General features: G+C 62.9%; 13 protein-coding genes and 1 pseudogene. 6 read left to right on the forward strand and 8 right to left on the reverse strand.

Going from position 1 to position 17,472, the window contains the following annotated elements; all coding sequences use genetic code 11:
- Positions 1-36: 36 nt before the first annotated feature.
- Together IFT80_RS21840 and IFT80_RS21845 are read left to right on the forward strand one after the other, a co-directional pair.
- Positions 37-1,062 (forward strand): annotated as a pseudogene (locus IFT80_RS21840) (HAMP domain-containing protein); the annotation flags it as partial.
- Between the two features lie 69 nt (positions 1,063-1,131).
- Positions 1,132-1,917 carry a methyl-accepting chemotaxis protein gene (locus IFT80_RS21845; RefSeq protein WP_425311994.1) on the forward strand — a complete coding sequence of 262 codons (786 nt, stop codon included), beginning with the start codon at positions 1,132-1,134 and terminating at the stop codon, positions 1,915-1,917.
- 59 nt (positions 1,918-1,976) lie between these two features.
- On the opposite strand, the gene IFT80_RS04970 is transcribed toward IFT80_RS21845, so the two are convergent.
- Together IFT80_RS04970 and IFT80_RS04975 are read right to left on the reverse strand one after the other, a co-directional pair.
- Complete coding sequence (locus IFT80_RS04970; protein WP_122479223.1) at positions 1,977-2,258, reverse strand: hypothetical protein; 282 nt, start codon at positions 2,256-2,258, stop codon at positions 1,977-1,979.
- Positions 2,259-2,421: 163 nt separating this feature from the next.
- Positions 2,422-3,306 carry a hypothetical protein gene (locus IFT80_RS04975; protein WP_244652329.1) on the reverse strand — a complete coding sequence of 295 codons (885 nt, stop codon included), beginning with the start codon at positions 3,304-3,306 and terminating at the stop codon, positions 2,422-2,424.
- A 252-nt stretch (positions 3,307-3,558) separates the two neighbouring features.
- Here IFT80_RS04975 and IFT80_RS04980 point away from each other — a divergent pair, with 252 nt between their 5' ends.
- On the forward strand, positions 3,559-5,502 hold the full coding sequence (locus tag IFT80_RS04980) for a methyl-accepting chemotaxis protein (RefSeq protein ID WP_192136907.1): 1,944 nt from the start codon (positions 3,559-3,561) through the stop codon (positions 5,500-5,502).
- Between the two features lie 155 nt (positions 5,503-5,657).
- Here IFT80_RS04980 and IFT80_RS04985 read toward each other — a convergent pair whose 3' ends face one another.
- From IFT80_RS04985 to IFT80_RS05005, 5 genes are all read right to left on the reverse strand, one after another.
- Positions 5,658-7,988: a TonB-dependent receptor gene (locus IFT80_RS04985; RefSeq protein ID WP_244652339.1), complete on the reverse strand. Its 2,331-nt coding sequence runs from the start codon at positions 7,986-7,988 to the stop codon at positions 5,658-5,660.
- A 167-nt stretch (positions 7,989-8,155) separates the two neighbouring features.
- The gene (locus IFT80_RS04990; protein WP_197975767.1) at positions 8,156-9,103 is read right to left on the reverse strand and encodes a FecR domain-containing protein; all 948 of its coding nucleotides are present in this window, start codon (positions 9,101-9,103) and stop codon (positions 8,156-8,158) included.
- Positions 9,100-9,612: a sigma-70 family RNA polymerase sigma factor gene (locus IFT80_RS04995; protein WP_122479226.1), complete on the reverse strand. Its 513-nt coding sequence runs from the start codon at positions 9,610-9,612 to the stop codon at positions 9,100-9,102. Before IFT80_RS04995 ends, IFT80_RS04990 begins: the two co-directional genes overlap by 4 nt.
- Positions 9,613-9,963: 351 nt before the next feature.
- Positions 9,964-11,154 (reverse strand): sugar transporter, encoded by a 1,191-nt coding sequence (locus IFT80_RS05000; RefSeq protein WP_122479227.1) that lies wholly within the window; start codon positions 11,152-11,154, stop codon positions 9,964-9,966.
- Positions 11,154-12,020: a carboxylate/amino acid/amine transporter gene (locus IFT80_RS05005; protein WP_192057546.1), complete on the reverse strand. Its 867-nt coding sequence runs from the start codon at positions 12,018-12,020 to the stop codon at positions 11,154-11,156. The genes IFT80_RS05000 and IFT80_RS05005 overlap by 1 nt, the downstream gene beginning before the upstream one ends.
- 212 nt (positions 12,021-12,232) lie before the next feature.
- Here IFT80_RS05005 and IFT80_RS05010 point away from each other — a divergent pair, with 212 nt between their 5' ends.
- The 3 genes from IFT80_RS05010 to IFT80_RS05020 all read left to right on the forward strand — a co-directional run bounded on the left by IFT80_RS05010 (position 12,233) and on the right by IFT80_RS05020 (position 15,783).
- A complete protein-coding gene (locus IFT80_RS05010) occupies positions 12,233-13,174 on the forward strand; it encodes a LysR family transcriptional regulator (RefSeq protein WP_122479229.1) in 942 nt (313 codons plus the stop codon).
- Between the two features lie 154 nt (positions 13,175-13,328).
- Positions 13,329-13,892 (forward strand): peptidylprolyl isomerase, encoded by a 564-nt coding sequence (locus IFT80_RS05015; RefSeq protein WP_122479230.1) that lies wholly within the window; start codon positions 13,329-13,331, stop codon positions 13,890-13,892.
- A gap of 61 nt (positions 13,893-13,953) precedes the next feature.
- Positions 13,954-15,783 (forward strand): ABC transporter ATP-binding protein, encoded by a 1,830-nt coding sequence (locus IFT80_RS05020; RefSeq protein WP_122479715.1) that lies wholly within the window; start codon positions 13,954-13,956, stop codon positions 15,781-15,783.
- A 317-nt stretch (positions 15,784-16,100) separates the two neighbouring features.
- Here IFT80_RS05020 and IFT80_RS05025 read toward each other — a convergent pair whose 3' ends face one another.
- A complete protein-coding gene (locus IFT80_RS05025) occupies positions 16,101-17,225 on the reverse strand; it encodes a GNAT family N-acetyltransferase (protein WP_192136910.1) in 1,125 nt (374 codons plus the stop codon).
- Between the last annotated feature and the right edge of the window lie 247 nt (positions 17,226-17,472).

The following is a 17,472-nucleotide window of genomic DNA, read 5'->3' on the forward strand; positions in this document are numbered from 1 at the left end:
CTTTCGCCCCCTCATGCCCCGGAACCTCTAGCGTCCATGAACTTGAAATTCAGCCATAAAATCCTGATCGCCGGGTGCAGCATCGTCATCCTGGCGTTCGCACTGTTCACGCTCTACAACGACTACCTGCAGCGCAGCGCCATCCAGCAGAACCTCAGCGCATCGGTCAAGCAGTCGGGCGAGCTGACCGCCAGCAGCGTCAAGAACTGGCTCAGCGGCCGGATGCTGGTGATTGAAAACCTGCGCCAGAACATTGCCTATCAAGGCGATAAGGCGGACTACCCGGGCCTGCTGGACCAGCCCGTGATCACGACCAACTTTCAATTCACCTACATGGGTGTGGCCGACGGCACCTTCATCCAGCGGCCCGACACCAAGATGCCTGACGGGTACGATCCGCGTCAGCGGCCCTGGTACAAAGCTGCAGTGACAGCGGATCAAGTCATGCTGACGCCGCCCTATCTGGCATCGGTGGGTGGCCTGGTCGTCACGGTGGCAGCGCCCGTCAAACGCCAAGGTCAGTTGATGGGCGTAGTCGGCGGCGACTTGAGCCTCGACACATTGGTGCAGATCATCAATTCGGTGGATTTTGGCGGGATCGGCCAGGCGTTTCTCGTCAGCGCAGACGGTCAAGTGTTGGTGTCGCCGGACAAGGATCAGGTCATGAAAAACCTGAAAGACATCTACCCCGGCAGCACGCCGCGAATCGAGAAGAATCTGCAGGAGGTCACCCTCGATGGTCAGGCGAGACTGCTGTCGTTCACGCCGGTCACAGGGTTGCCTTCGGCGGATTGGTACGTGGGTCTGTCGATCGACAAGGACAAAGCCTACGCCCCACTGCGCCAGTTCCGTACGTCGGCCGTGATCGCCATGGTCGTTGCCGTTCTCGCCATTGCCTTGTTGCTGACCTTGCTCATCAAATTCTTAATGCGTCCACTGGTCACCATGGGCCGGGCAATGCGTGACATCGCGCAGGGCGAAGGCGATCTGACGCGTCGCCTGGTCGTTGAAAGCCGTGATGAATTCGGTGAACTCGGTACCTCGTTCAACCAGTTCGTCGAGCGCATCCATGCCTCCATCGGCGAGGTGTCGTCGGCTACCCGGGAAGTGCATGCATTGGCCCAACGGGTCATGCACTCTTCCAACCAGTCCATCGCAGGCTCCGACGAGCAAAGCGCCCGTACCGAAAGCGTTGCAGCTGCAATCAACGAGCTGGGTGCTGCCGCCCAAGAGATTGCCCGCAACGCCGCGCAAGCGTCGCGTCAGGCCAGCGATGCCAGCGGTCAGGCCGACGACGGTCGCCAAGTGATGACGCGGACCATCGAGGCAATAAGCACGTTATCCGAGAAAATCAGCCTGTCGTGCGAGCAGATTGAAACCTTGAACGCGGGCACCGACAACATTGGCCACATCCTCGACGTGATCAAGGGTATATCCCAGCAAACCAATCTGTTGGCCTTGAACGCTGCCATCGAGGCGGCGCGGGCCGGTGAAGCGGGCCGTGGTTTTGCAGTCGTGGCCGATGAGGTGCGAAACCTGGCGCATCGCACCCAGGAGTCTGCAGAAGAGATTCACAAGATGATCACGGCGCTTCAGGTGGGTTCGCGCGAAGCGGTGGTGACCATGAATACCAGCCAGGCTTCCAGTCAGCAAAGCATGACGGTGGCCAACCAGGCCGGCGATCGTCTGGCCATCGTGACCCAGCGAATCGGCGAGATCGACGGCATGAACCAATCCGTTGCTGCCGCTACCGAGGAGCAGACTTCGGTGGTGGAGGCGCTGAATGTGGATATCAGTCAAATCAACATGCTGAATCAGCAGGGCGTGACCAACCTCACCGAAACCCTGCGAAATTGCGATGCGCTCTCCCAGCAGGCCAACCGTTTGAAGCAGTTGGTGGACAGCTTCAAGATCTAGTCATGCCCGCTGTGGCATTCAGGCCTGATGCTTGATAAATTGTGAAGAGGCGGAAAGGCTTACCCTTCCGACTTTTCCTTAGCTTCCTGCTCGGCTGCAGAGTGTCGGGTTTCGGATTTCTCGTCACCCTCCGTCATCCACGGCTTGGCGCTCTGCTGCGCCTTGTCGATCGTCTCGTTGATCTGCTTGGCCGATTCGCTGAAGGTGTCACGCGCTGCTTCGACCAGTTGCGTCTTGGAGGTTTCGATGACCTTGTTCGCCGCGGTTTCGGCCGCGTCACAGCCGGCAAGAAGGACGGTCAGCGCGACCATGGCCGGGTAAGCGATGAGTCTGGACTGCATGGAAACCTCTGGGAGGGATGGGAATGCGCCAGATCATACCGTTACAGGTTTTTGCCGAAGCAGGGATTCTGAATCAAGGTGTGTCCTGGTAGAGGCACCAGGCCCTGGCCCCGAAGCAGATTCATCTGTAGGAGCGGTCCGTGCCCGCTCCTACAGGTAATGGTCAGTACGCCATGGACAGGCTCATGGTCACCTGAGGCACCACGCTGTCGGTTTCGCCGTCAGGGCCGCTGAGTTCGCGCAGGGTGCCATCGCGGTAGATTGCCAGGGCCTCGGCGCGGGCGCTCCAACGGGTTTCCCCCCATTTGAAAGGCTGCTCGAGCGCCAGCCCGCTGCGGGCGTAGAGACGGTCGCCGGAATCGGGACCATAGAATCCATTCCAGCCGATGCCGACCGTGCTGGGAAAACTCAAGCGCAGACCGGCATCGCTCAGGTCCACGCCCGGCTCCACGCTGCCCTGGGTATACAGGCCACTGTCCCCCTGCGTACGGCTGGTGATCGCCAAACCCGGGCGCCATGCGCCAAACCCCGAATCAGCCTGGTAGGCCAGGGTGAAGCTCGCCTCCTGAGTGGTGTCGGCGACATCGTTCGGACTGGTCTTGACCGTGTAGACAAACCCCAGCCTCAGCCCTTCGACCGGCGATACCACCAGGCCCAGCAGGTTGTTGCTTTCGTACCAGCGCCGCGGGCTTACCGTTTCATCGCTCGATGGATCATGGAAACCGTTGCTCGTGCTGAACACCAGCCAGGCGTTGGCACGACCGTCGACAGCCTGGTGCAGGTCCAGGGCGAAACCGGCCTGGGCATGCAACGGCACGCGACCCAGGCTTGCCGCGTCATCGTCGTAGTTGCCGCGGGCGAAGTCGCCATTGCGGACATCCACACTCAGTTGCGGGTGAAAGCGGCCTGATGCCTCGCCGATCTCGACACTGCCCAGTGCGGCATCTTCGGTATCGATGGAAGGCACGCTGCGCGGCGCCGCCAGGCTTGGTTGGATGACCACGGCCAGCGCGAAGGCGAACAGTGGAAGACGAGATACGGTGGGCATGCGCGAACGCTCTGTCAGAAAAGTCACTGAGTAGACTCTGCACGACTGAAAAAGTACCGCGAGCTGCCTGCCAGCCCATCACCGTTTTGCGTGCCGATGCGACCGCCTGTCCGGCGCGCGATGGACGCGGTTCAGCTTGACCTTTCGTCGCCGATAGGTTGAAAGCGATGCGAAGAACAATTCCCGAGACTGCACGCAGCACGCTGCCTTTCCTTCTGCCGACCAACACCTATAAAACCAGCGGAATACACCATGAACATCAAGCAAAAATTGACCTGGGGGTTCGCGATCATCGCCTGCCTGCCAGTGATCGTGGTCGCCGTGCTCGTCGTCTTCAACTTGCGCGAAGCTGCCAGGGCCGACTTCGTCGACAGCAGCGGGCGGGAGATCCGTCAGATCGACAATGGCATGAAGCAGTTCTTCGATGGCATCAGCCAGAACGTGGAGTACCTGGCCAAGGACCCACGTATCGTCGCCGCCACGGGTCTGAAGGATTACTCGGGCGCAGACGCCCCACAGATTCCCCTGACCGAAAACAACCAGCGTTTGCTGGAGATTTTCGACGGTTTCGCCAAAACCCATCCGAGCACCGCCTACCTGTCCCTGGGGCTCAGCGATGGCGGCTACGCCAGTTGGCCCAACGATCCGAAGATCGCCAACTACGACCCGCGCCAGCGCCCCTGGTACAAGGCGGCGATGGCCGCACCCGGCACCACTGTGCGCACGGACGCCTACTATTGGGCGGCCGATGATGTGTCGTTGATCGGTACGGTGCACAGTGTCACCGACGCTGCCGGCAAGGTGGTCGGCGTGGTGGGCCTGGATGTTTCGCTCAAGCAGATGACCGAACTGGTGAAAAACATCAAGCTGGGCAACAGTGGCTACCTGATGCTGATCGAAGCCAACGGCAACGTGTTGGTGGACCCCAGCGATGCACAGCACAACTTCAAGCCGCTGGCCGACCTGGGCGCCAACTACGCCGGGCTGGCCAGGCACGGCGACGGTTCGACCCAGGTCGAGATCGACGGCAAGGTGTACATGGCCAACATCGTCAGCTCGTCCGGGCTTGGCTGGCGCTTCATCGGCCTGATCGAGCGTGAAGAGGTGATGGCCCGGGCATCGAACCTGACCTGGCTGATCGCAGCCATCGCCGCAGCCCTTGCCGTGGTATTCGCCATCGTCGGTGCAAGCTTCGCCGGGGTCATCGTGCGGCCGATCCGGGGCGTCGCCAACGGCCTGCAGGAAATTGCCGAAGGCGAAGGCGACCTGACGCGTCAGCTGACGGTTCAGGGCAAGGACGAGACGGCGGCGTTGGCCGGGTGGTTCAACCAGTTCATCGGGATGATTTCGCAGCTGGTGCAACGTATCGGCACCGCATCGTCCGACCTGCAGGTGGCCGCCGCCGACACGCACGAGGTCGCGCGCAATATGGATGAAGTGGCTGGGCGCCAGCGCGAAGCGGTGGAGCTGGTCAGCACGGCGTTCAACGAAATGGTCGCGACGGCCAACGAAGTGGCGCGTTCCTGCGGCGAAGCGGCCACCAGCGCCGACAATGGCTACCAACAGGTCAGCGACGGTCAGCAGCGTATTGGCGAGGCAACCACCTGCGTGCTCAAACTGAGTTCGGAGCTGCAACAGTCGACTGAAACCATGCAGCTGCTGCAGCAGGACAGCAAGAACATCAACAGCATTCTGGACACCATTCGCTCCATCGCCGAGCAGACCAATCTGCTGGCGCTAAACGCCGCCATCGAGGCGGCGCGGGCCGGAGACCAGGGGCGTGGTTTTGCCGTGGTCGCCGACGAGGTGCGGGCGCTGGCCCGTCGTACCGCCGACTCGACCGGGGAAATCGACGGCCTGTTGGGCAATCTCGCTCGCCGTACCCAGGTCATCACCCAGCAGATGCAGGGGAGCCTGCAGGTGTCCCAGGACAGCGTCGAATGCATCCAGCAGGCGCGGGATAGCTTCGACAAGATTCGTACTTCGGTTGATTCGATCCGTGACCAGAACAACCAGATCGCCACGGCGGCAGAGGAGCAGCACCAGGTGGCCGAAGAAATCAACCGGCACATCGCGCAGATCCATGCCGATGCTCAGTTGGTCGAAAAGTACGCGCACACGGCACAATCGGGATCGGGGCGGCTGACAGACATTTCCGGACATCTGAAAGGGTTGGTCGGACGCTTCAAGGTTTAAGCCGATACACCGCAGTGTCTTTTTCGCGGGCAGAGCCCGCTCCCACAGGGTCCGCGTCCAACCTGTGGGAGCGGGCTCTGCCCGCGAAGGCTTCACCGCATACCGTCTGACACACCGGAGCGCCCGCTCCCACAGATGGCTGGTCCCACGGACAGTCAGAAGCCAACCGTGGCGGAGACCAGGTAGGTTCTCGGGGTGGCCAAGGTCAACCCCGGTTCGCTATCGTCCGAAGCGCCAGCCGACGCCCAGTAGCGCTTGTCCAGTACGTTCTCGACATTGGCGCGCAGCGTGACGGCCTTGCCCTGCACCTTGAACGCGTACCGCGCCCCCACGTCGAATCGCTCCCAACTGTCGATTTCCTTGCTGTTGGCTTGATCCAGGTACTGCGCGCTGGAGTAGATCCCGCGTCCACTGAGCGTCAACCCTGGCAAGGCCGGCACGTCCCACTCTGCACCCAGGTTGACATTCAGCTCGGGCGTGGCGGGTGCACGGTTGCCATCGAAGGCGCCTGCAGTGGTACCGCTCAGCTCACTGTCGATGTACATCACCCCACCCAGCAGGCGCACGCCAGCGAGCGGCTCACCAAACACACTCAACTCCACGCCGTTGTTTTCGCGCTTGCCATTGGGCCCGAAGGTGCGGGTGACGGTGTTGGTTTCGTACGCCGGCTGCTTGATACGAAACGCGGCCGCGGTGATAGCCAGGCTGCCCAGATCGTACTTGGCACCCACCTCCACCTGGCGGCTGATGAAAGGCGGGAAAATCTCGTCCTCGTTGATCGAGGTGGAAGGCGCGATCTTGCCCTGGCTCAGGCCTTCCAGATAGTTGGCATACAGCGACAGCTCGTCGGTGAGTTTGTAGAGCACGCCTGCCGAAGGCGAAAACTTCTCCTCGTCGTAGCCCGTATCGCCTTTCACCCCATCGCTCCAGTCATCGACCTTGACCCGCTGCCAGCGCCCGCCCAGGGTCAGCAGCAAGCGGTCGTCGAAGAAGCCGAGGGTGTCGGACAGCGCCACGCCGTCGAACCTGTTCTCGGTATAGACCTTCGCGTCCTGCCGCGTGGGGTTGGTCGGCGTTGGTGTGGCTATCGGGTTGTAAAGGTTGCTGCGCCCCCTGGCGTACCGCGCGCCGCCATTGGTGAAGTCCATGTAGAAATGACTGGCGGCCAGATTCACTTCATGACTGACCGGGCCGGTCTGGAACCAGTTGCGCACGCCCACCGTGGCCGTGCGCACGCTCTCGTCGCGGGTGAAGTCGCGGGGCAGTACCTCGAAGTCACCGGCATCGTTGGTGACGGACACGTTGTGCCGGAGGAAATCGTGGTTGCTTTCCCGTGCACCGATGCTGCCGTACAGCAGGGTCGAATCATTCAAATCGTATTCGCCATTGAACGCCCCGAACGTATCCTCGGTACGCGCCTTGCTCCAGCGTTGCGCGTAGTTGTCGCGCACATGGTTGGCACCCGGCACGCGCGCGTTGACACCGACCTGGACGCGCTCCTGCGGCGCATCGGTATCACGTTCGGTATGCCCCAGGTCGGTGGAAAGCCGCAGGCGCTCGCCGCGAAAATCCAACCCGATCACGGCCATCTCGCGGTCCACGCTCTGCTGGTCCCACGTGGTATCACCTGCTTGCTTCACCGCATTGAGGCGGACACCAAAGCGCTGATCTTCACCAAAGCGGCGGCCGACATCCACCGCGCCGCCGGCCTGGCTGTCGGAAGCGTAACTGGCGGTGAACTCGTTGATCGGCGTATCGGTGGCACGCTTGGGCACCACGTTGATGCCGCCACCGACACTGCCCCGCGGGGAAATGCCATTGATCAACTGACTGGGCCCGCGGAGGATGTCCACTCGGTCGGCCATTTCCATGTCGATGGAATACGTGGGCAGTATTCCGTACAACCCGTTGTAGGACACATCGCTGTTGAACAGGCTGAAGCCACGAATGGTGAACTGTTCGAAACGCCCGCCTGCCGGGTTGGTGGTACGCACTGCCGGGTCGCTGGCGACCAGATCGCCCAGGGTGCGGGCCTGCTGGTTCTTGCTGGTCTCGCTGGTGTAGGTGGTCATGCTGAACGGCGTGTCCATGAAGTCTCGCGCACCCAAAAGGCCTTGCGAGCCACGCCGCGCCACCTGCCCACCGGCATACGGCTCGCCTGCAAGGCTGCCTTGCGCGGCACCGGTCACCGTGGTGGGGGTGATTTCCACGACGTCTGCCCCTTGGGGCGCAGCTACCAGGATATAGGCATTCTGCCCCACCGCCTGCAGACGCAGACCGCTACCGGCCAGCAACTGGGCGAAACCGCTTTCGACGCTGTACTCACCGGCCAGCCCGGCGCTGCGCCGACCATCGACCAACGCGGGGGCGACCGACAGGCTGACACCGGCCTGGCTGGCAAAGCGTGTCAACGAAGCGGCGAGATCGCCCTGCGGCACGCTGTAGACGCGAGCGCCGCCATCGGCAAGGGCCATTTGCAACGGCATCGGCGCCAGGCCGAGCACCACGCTGAGGTGCAACGCACGAGCATAGTAGGTCGGTGGCTTGCGGGTGGACCGGGGAAACGAACGAGGGGGCCGTGCGGGCATGGCTGAAGGCTCTTTGAGTGTGCTTACCTTTCCATGACAAGCGAGCGCGCAAAAGGGGACAGGCGCTACGCGGATTTTTCCTGCGGCACCAAGGTGGCCCAATAGCGCGTGCGCCACTGCACGCGCAGCGGCAGGCTGACCGCCAACAGATTCAATACCTGATCCGGCTCGTCCAGGCGAAAACTGCCGGTCACGCGCAAGGCGTCCAGTTCGGGCTGCCAGCGCAGAATGCCGGGGCGATAACGGTCCAGCTCGCGCAGAAACTCCCCCAGGGGCTGGTTGAGGGCAACGATCACGCCTTCGCGCCAACCCGGTTGGCGAGGATCGAAACCGGTGATCGGACCAGGCCCTGCGTTGGATAACTGTATTTGTTGCCCTGTGCGCAAGGTAAGCGGGGCGAAGCCTGTGGGGCGAACCTCTGCCTGCCCGGCAAGCACCGACAGCCGACAGACGCCGCTGCCCTCGCGGACGTTGATCTCACCCTGGTCGAGCCTCACGTCGGTGAGCGCCGTGCGGATGTGGAACGGCGTGGCGTCGGCCAGGCGCAACATGATTTCTCCGCGCCGCAGCGTGAGTTGCCGTTTTTCGGTATCGATATCGACCGCCGTCGAGGTATTGATATGCAACACGCTGCCATCGGCCAGTGTCAGTCGGCGCCGCTCGCCAGTCCCGGTGGCCTCATCGGCGCGCCAGGCGTCGAGGGGCAGCTCGCGCGCGAGCCACCAGCCGGCGGGGGCCACTACGGCTACGCCCAGCAAGCCCTTGAGCATGTCGCGACGGCCTGGCGCCGGACGATCCAGGCTGGCCATGGCCAGCGCTGGCGGCAGGATCTGAAAGCGGCCCTTGAGCGCCGATACCCGCCGCCAGGCCGACTCGTGGGCGTCGCTGGCTTCACGCCAGCGTTGCAGGCGGGCAAGATCCTGCTCGCTGACCGCGCCGGACTCGATGCACACCCACCAGCGTGCCGCCGACCGGGCAACCCGACGTGCTTCGTCGCTCGGCTCGGGGCTCAGCACAGCTCGGCCAGCAGGCAGTGCTCGTAGGCCTGCGCCATGTAGCGCTTGACGCTGCGCTCGCTGACCTGCAACCGTTCGGCGATTTCCCGGTACCCCAGCCCCTCCAGCTGGCTGAGCAGAAAGGCGCGGCGAACTGCGGTGGGCAAGCCATCGAGCAGCTGATCCAGGGCGTGCAGGGTTTCCAGCACCTGCCAGCGCTGTTCCGGCGAAGGCGCGACGTCTGCAGGCAGCGTGGCGAGCGCATCCAGATAAGCTTGCTCCAGGCTGCGCCGTTTGTAGAAGTTCACCAGCAGACGTTTGCCGACGGTCTTGAGATAGGCGCGGGGCTCCTGCAGGTCAGCCACCGACTGAGGGCTGGCCAGCACCCGGACGAACGTATCCTGGCTGAGGTCCGCCGCATCCCAGGCACTGCCCAGCCGGCGGCTGAGCCACTGCTCCAGCCAGCTGCGATTGTCGCGGTAGAGCGTTTCGAACGCCCGAACGTCCGCCCCCGCAAGATCGACCATCATCGGCACCTGTCAGATGTAAATGAGATCGATTGTATTTTAAAAAGGGTTGCAAGCGGAACCGTTAGTTACGCCCTCGATGCTGCATCCGACCAGCACGCGGTCACCCAGGCAAACCGCATGCGCCGCCGACGCGGCTCGCGCCGCTGCTACAGGGACCGCGTTGCCCTGTATCAGGCCTCAACGCGTTACCCCAGAAACACCGCATTCCCCTGCATCCGGCCTTAACGCGTTCCCCCGACCCCCCGCATTCCCCTGTATCGCGCCTCAACGCGTTACCCCAGAAACACCGCATTCCCCTGTAGCAGCGGCGCAAGCCGCGTCCGGGATCGGCGCGGTGTTGCAGACCGGTCAACCCGAGGCGGGGGCCGAATGACCACGCCGATACGTGGTGTGCCAGCACAGCAACAAGCCCGCCCCCGCCATCAGCGCACCGACGCTGCCGATGTTCGCCACCCCCAACTGGGTGATCACCACACTACCCAGCAGCGCCCCACCGCCAATGCCGACATTATAGATGCCCGAATGCAGCGCCATGGCCACGTCCGTGGCATCCGGCGCCAGCTCGAGCACCTTGGACTGCATCGCCAGGCTGAAGCACATGATCGATATGCCCCAGACCACGCTCACCACACTCAGGTAGGTGGCGTGGCGCGCCAGCGGCAACAGCAGCATCAGGCACAGGCCCAGCAGGGCGATCGACACCACCATGAAGCTACGCGGATAACGGCCGCTGTAGCGGCTGAATACCAGGGAGCCGATCACCCCCGCGCCGCCGAACAGCAGCAGCAAGGTCGTGGTCATCTCCCCGCTCATGCGTGCCGCCGCCTGCACGAACGGTTCGATGTAGCTGTAGGCCGTGTACTGCGCAGTGATCACCAGCGCCGTGGTTACATACAGCGCGACCAGCACCGGGCGCTTGAGCAACATGGGCAGGCTGCGCAGCGAACCGGAGTTCTGACTCGGCAGCGCCGGCAGGCTTTTCGCCAGCCACAGCCCCACCGCCGTCGCCACCACACCGATTCCGACGAACGTGGTGCGCCATCCCAGCGCCTCGCCCACCACCCGCCCCAGCGGTACGCCCAGCACCATGGCCAGGCACGTCCCGGTGGCCAACAACCCCAACGCCTGGGTGTGCTTGCCCGGTGGCGCCAGCCGCACCGCCAGCGATGCCGTGATCGACCAGAACAGGGCGTGGGCAAAGGCGATACCGATGCGACTGGCCAGCAACACTGCGTAGCTCCAGGCGACACTGGACACCACATGGCTGACCACGAACAGCATGAACACCCCGATCAGCAACCGGCGACGTTCGACGTTGCGCGTCAGCAACATGATCGGCAACGACATCAGCGACACCACCCAGGCATACACCGTCAACATCAGCCCTACTTGCGCCGTTGGCATGGCGAAGCTCTGACCGATGGACGTCAGCAGCCCGACCGGCGCGAACTCCGTGGTATTGAAGATGAACGCCGCCAGTGCCAGCGCGATGACGCTGGACCAGTTGCGTGTGGACGTTTCTGTGGATCCTGTTTTCATCATGCTCGCACCTTGCTGTCTCGCACGCCCAGACGGCTCAACCACACCGAGAAAAGGATCACCCCGCCCCCCAGGAACAGCCGTCCCAGTGGTTCGTCCTGGTTCCAGATCAGCAGGTTGAGCAGCAGACCGACCGGTACGTGGAGGTTGTTCATCACCGCCAGCGTCGCCCCCGGCACAAGGCTTGCACCCTTGTTCCACCAGTACATGCCGAGCGCCGTCGACACCAGCCCGAGAAACGCCAGCACGCCCCATTGCAAGGGCGCCTGCGGCAGGTGGTCGGGGTTGCCGAACAGCAGGAATGCCGGAAGCACCACCAGCAAGGCGCCGACATAGAAATAGCCGAAGCGGCGGTATTGCGGCTGATCGCTGGGGTGGCGCGCGAGCAGATGCTTGTACAGCACCTGACCGGCAGCATAGGTGAAGTTGGCCACCTGCAACAGCAGGAAACCGATGAAGAAGTCCGGGCTGACGCGGTCGAAGCGGATCACGGCGGCACCTGCCACCGCGACCAGGGCCGCTACCAGCGCCCAACGGTTGAAACGGCGATTCAGCGCATCCTCGATCAAGGTCACGTGCACCGGCGTCAGAATGGTGAACAGCAGCACTTCCGGCACGCTCAGCACGCGAAAACTGAGGTACAGGCACACGTAGGTAATGCCGAACTGCAGCGCGCCGATCAGCAGCATGGCGCGCACAAAGCGCGGTTCGACCTGGCGCCAGCGGGTGAGCGGCAGGAACACCAGCCCGGCGAGCAGGACCCGGGCGAGGACGGCAAAATAGCTGTCGACATGACCGGCGAGGTATTCGCCGATGAGGCTGAAAGAGAAGGCCTGGATGAGGGTGACGATCAGAAGGTATTGCATGGTGCGCCCCGAATTTGCGAGGCGCGGACCTTAGCGCATCTGGGGCAGGTCAGGCCAGTGAAGCCAGCGTGGGATCGATGGAAGACCCCTGGATACCTGCCACGACCCATCAAATAAGTTGTCTTGTCCGATCATTCCTCTACCCTGTGGCGCATCGAGACGGATCGCTGCACCCTCGGGCGGGCGGTGCGCACAAGACACAGGAGTCGAAGATGAAAGCGCCGCGCGTCACCCTTGATCAATGGCGAACCCTGCAGGCCGTGGTCGACCATGGCGGCTTCGCCCAGGCAGCCGAAGCCCTGCACCGCTCGCAGTCTTCGATCAGCTACACCGTGGCCCGCATGCAGGACCAGCTCGGGGTACCGCTGCTGCGCATCGACGGGCGCAAGGCGGTGCTCACCGACGCCGGGGGCGTGCTGCTGCGCCGCTCCCGGCAACTGGTCAAGCAGGCCAGCCAGCTGGAAGACCTTGCGCACCACATGGAACAGGGCTGGGAAGCCGAAGTCCGCCTGGTGGTCGACGCGGCCTACCCCAACGCGCGGCTGATTCGTGCCCTGACCGCGTTCATGCCGCAGAGCCGCGGCTGCCGAGTGCGGCTGCGCGAGGAAGTGCTGTCGGGGGTCGAGGAAGTGCTGCAGGAAGGCGTCGCCGACCTGGCGATCAGCAGCTACAGCATTCCGGGCTACCTGGGCGCCGAAATGAGCGCCATCGAATTCATTGCCGTCGCGCACCCCGAACATGCCCTGCTGGCCATGGGCCGGGCGCTGAGCGTGCAGGACCTGCACGGCCACATGCAGGTGGTGATCCGTGACTCGGGCCGCCAGCAACCGCGCGACGTCGGCTGGCTGGGCGCAGAGCAGCGCTGGACCGTCGGCAGCCTGGCCACCGCCGCCAGCTTCGTCGGCAGTGGCCTGGGCTTCGCCTGGTTGCCCCGGCACATGATCGAACGCGAGCTGCGCGAGGGCACCCTCGCCGCCTTGCCCCTGGAACAGGGCGGCAGTCGGCACCCCACGTTCTATCTGTATTCGAACAAGGACAAGCCGCTGGGTCCGGCCACGCAGATTCTCGTCGAACTGCTGCGCACTTTCGATACCGCCCCGCTGGACGTGCCGATCCTGGCGCTGGAGCAGGTGGTGCTGGATCAGGGCGCCTGACCCCCTCGTTCTGCGAACATTCGGTAACATTGATTTTGCCCCTGCGGCTCGCCGTGGCCGTCCTTTGGCGGCACGCTTGCCACACATTGCCCCGAACGCTTGCGCCGCTTTTGGCTCAAAGCATTTGCCTCCCCTTTTCAAGGACTTCACACCCATGCTGAAAAAAATCCTTCTGGCCGCCTGTTCCCTGTCCCTGGCGGGCCACCTGATGGCCGCCGACGCCCAGCACCCTCACGTGTTGCTCGACACCAGCATGGGCCCGATCGAAGTCGAGCTGGACGCAGCCAAGGCACCGATCAGCACCGCCAACTTCCTTGCCTACGTCGACAAGGGCCACTACAACAACACCGTGTTCCACCGCGTGATTCCGGGTTTCATGGTCCAGGCTGGCGGCTTCACCGCAGACATGCGTGAGAAGGCAACCCAGGGTCCGATCAAGAACGAAGCCGACAACGGTTTGCACAACGTCCGGGGAACCCTCGCGATGGCTCGCACTCAAGTAAAGGACTCGGCCACCAGCCAGTTCTTCATCAACCAGAAGGACAACGACTTCCTCGACCATGGTGGCCGTGATTTTGGCTATGCAGTCTTCGGCAAGGTGGTCAAGGGCATGGAAGTGGTCGACCAGATCGCCAACGTGCCGACCACGACCTCACGCGGCATGCAGAACGTGCCCAGTGATCCGGTGATGATCAAGTCGGCGAAACGCGTGGACTGATTCGCACGCCACGTCGGCCCCGGCCAGGACCGTCAACCCGCATAGGAGAGCACGCTTGAGCATTTATCGCCGCTTCGAACAATGGATCGATATCTTCCGCGAAGCGCCTACGGAAACGCCCCCCAACAAAGTCCTGGCCTTCTACATCTACTACCTCAAGCAGGTGTGGCCCAGCTTCGCCACCCTGTTGGTGGTGGGCTTGATCGGTGCATTGATCGAAGTCGCACTGTTCCGCTACCTCAGTCGCATCATCGACATGGCCCAAGGCACGCCCAACGTGCACTTCTTCAGCGACAACGCGCTGGAGCTGACCTGGATGGTGGTGGTGGCGCTGGTGTTCAGGCCTATTTTCATCGGCCTGCATGATCTTCTGGTGCACCAGGCGATCAGTCCCGGCATGACCAGCCTGATTCGCTGGCAGAACCACAACTATGTGCTCAAGCAGAGCATGAATTTCTTCCACAGCGACTTCGCCGGGCGCATTGCCCAACGCATCATGCAGACCGGCAACTCGTTGCGCGATTCGGCGGTCGCCGCAGTCGACGCCCTGTGGCACGTACTGATCTACGCGATCAGCGCCCTGGTGCTGTTCGCCGAGGCCGACTGGCGGCTGATGATCCCGCTGATCCTGTGGATCGTCGCCTACGTGATCGCGCTTTATTACTTCGTTCCAAGGGTCAAGGAACGCTCGGTAGTGTCTTCGGACGCGCGCTCGAAACTGATGGGCCGCATCGTCGACGGTTACTCCAACATTGCCACGCTCAAGCTGTTCGCCCATACCAGCATGGAGCAGCAGTACGCGCGTGATGCGATCAGCGAGCAGACCGAGAAGACCCAACTGGCAAGCCGCGTGATCACCGCCATGGACTTCGCCATCACCACCATAAACGGCCTGTTGATCGTCGCCACCACGGGGTTGGCGCTGTGGCTGTGGACGCAGTCGCTTATCTCGGTGGGCGCGATTGCTCTGGCCACCGGCCTGGTCATCCGTATCGTCAACATGTCCGGTTGGATCATGTGGGTGGTCAACGGTATCTTCGAAAACATCGGCATGGTGCAGGATGGCCTGCAGACCATCGCCCAGCCCGTCAGCGTGACCGACAAGAAAGGGGCTCCACGGCTCAAGGTCGACCGCGGCAACGTGCGCTTCGAAGACGTGCACTTCCATTACCCCAAGGGCGACAGCATCATCGAGGGTCTGACCCTGGATATCCGTCCGGGTGAAAAGATCGGCCTGATCGGCCCCTCAGGGGCGGGTAAATCCACGTTGGTCAACCTGCTGCTGCGGCTGTACGACCTACCCAGCGGCCGCATCCTGATCGACGGCCAGGACATTGCCGAGGTGACCCAGGAGAGCCTGCGTGAGCAGATCGGCCTGATCACTCAGGACACCTCGCTGCTGCACCGCTCGATCCTCGACAACCTGCGTTATGGCAAGCCCAATGCTACCGAGGAGCAGGTCTGGGAAGCGGTACGCAAAGCCCGCGCCGATGACTTCCTGCCGCTGCTGTCCGACAGCGAAGGCCGCCGTGGTTTCGACGCCCATGTGGGTGAACGCGGCGTGAAGCTCTCCGGCGGCCAGCGCCAGCGCATCTCGATCGCCCGTGTCCTGCTGAAGAATGCGCCGATCCTGATCATGGACGAAGCGACTTCGGCGCTCGATTCCGAAGTCGAAGCAGCGATTCAGGAAAGCCTGGAAACCTTGATGAAAGGCAAGACCGTGATTGCAATTGCTCACCGCCTGTCCACCATCGCCAAGATGGATCGCCTGGTGGTGCTGCAGAAAGGCAAGGTGGTCGAAATCGGCAGCCATACCGAGCTACTGGCGCAGCGCGGCCTGTACGCAAGGCTGTGGCATCACCAGACCGGCGGTTTCGTAGGCATGGACTAAAATCCCCCCGTGGGAGCGGGCTCTGCCCGCGAAGGCAGCACTGCGGTCTGCCAGACACACCTCAGTGCACCCTTCGCGGCCACTGACCGCTCCCACAGTTGATCGCATGACCGCATGTCCCCCCCCCCCCTGTAGGAGCGGGCTCTGCCCGCGAAGGCAACGCTGCGGTCTGCCAGACACACCTCATTGCACCCTTCGCGGCCACTGACCGCTCCTACAGTTGATCGCATGACCGCATGTCACACCCACCCCCTTGTAGGAGCGGTCATCGGCCGCGAAAGGCGCGCCGCGATGCATCAGGCATACCCATGGAATGTTCAGGCCTGCCGATACGGCAAGGCTTCCCGTGCCTGATCGGCGTAGGCCAGCACCCCTGCCCGCTCGGCCTGCAGAAAATTCTCCACCGCATCGCGTAGCCCTGGGTGGCGCAGGTAGTGCCATGAGCGGGTGATCACCGGCTCGAACCCGCGAATCAACTTGTGCTCGCCCTGCGCCCCGGCATCGAACCGCTCGATGCCGTGGGCGATTGCATAGTCCATGCCTTGATAGAAACAGGTTTCGAAGTGCAGCCGGTCATACTCGGCCAGGCAGCCCCAATAACGGCCGTAGAAACTGCCCCCACCCACCAGGCTGAAAGCCATGGCCACCGGACGCCGCTCATGAGTCGCCAGCACCAAACGTATCGCCTCGGGCATCCGTTCGGCCAACAGGCTGAAGAAATCACGGGTCAGGTAAGGCGAGCGCCCGCGTACCTGGTACGTATTGGCATAGCATGCATAAACGAAATCCCATTCGGCTTCGCTCACCTGGCTGCCTTCGCGCCATTCGAACTCGATACCCTGGGCTCGCACCTGCTCCCGCTCCTTGCGCATCTGCTTGCGCTTGCGCGAGCTCAGTGCGTCGAGAAAATCATCGAAGTCCCGATAGCCTCTGTTGTGCCAGTGATACTGGCAGCCCAACCGCTCCATCCAACCCTGCTCGGCCCTCAACAGTTCATCGAGGGCGGGGTCGGTGAAATTGACGTGGGCACCACTGAGCCCTTCCATCTCCAGATAGCCTGGCACACAGCGCAGTAGCTCGACCCCGTCCCCAGGGAGACGCGCAAGCAGTCGCGGGCCACTGACCGGACTGAAGGGCACCGCGCCAAGCAGCTTGGGGTAATAGTCGATACCGGCGCGCTCGCAAGCGTCGGCCCAACCGTGATCGAACACGTACTCCCCGTAGGAATGCCACTTGCGGTAGCTGGGCAACGCCGCCACCAGCCGCCCGTCTTCGATCTGCACCAGGTGCTCGGGCGCCCAGCCCGAGCGCTCGCCCAGGCTGCCGCTGTCCTCCAGCGCGCTGAGAAAAGCATGCCGCAGGAACGGCTGCGGTTCGGGCAGCAGCGCGTCCCACTGCGCGGCGTCGATGGCGGACAAGCTGGCAGCTACATGCAGCGGCATCGGTAGGGCTCCAATTGACGGGACGTGCCGCCCAGTATCGCGCAGGCTCTCGTCGCGGTCACCCGCGAATACGGTGCCATCACTCGGCAAAGGCTCTGGCTCAAGCTATTCAGTCATTTCAGTGTCATCGCTAAGCCATTGTTCTGACATTATTTTGTCATCACCCCTCGCAATACTTGCGCCAGTTTTCCGGGGTCAGCCACGCCGTCTGCCAGGCGCGTCCGGAAGTACTTTCAGGCTCGGCGCT

Source organism: Pseudomonas sp. CFBP 8771, from assembly GCF_014841695.1.
GTDB classification, from domain to species: Bacteria; Pseudomonadota; Gammaproteobacteria; order Pseudomonadales; family Pseudomonadaceae; genus Aquipseudomonas; species Aquipseudomonas baltica.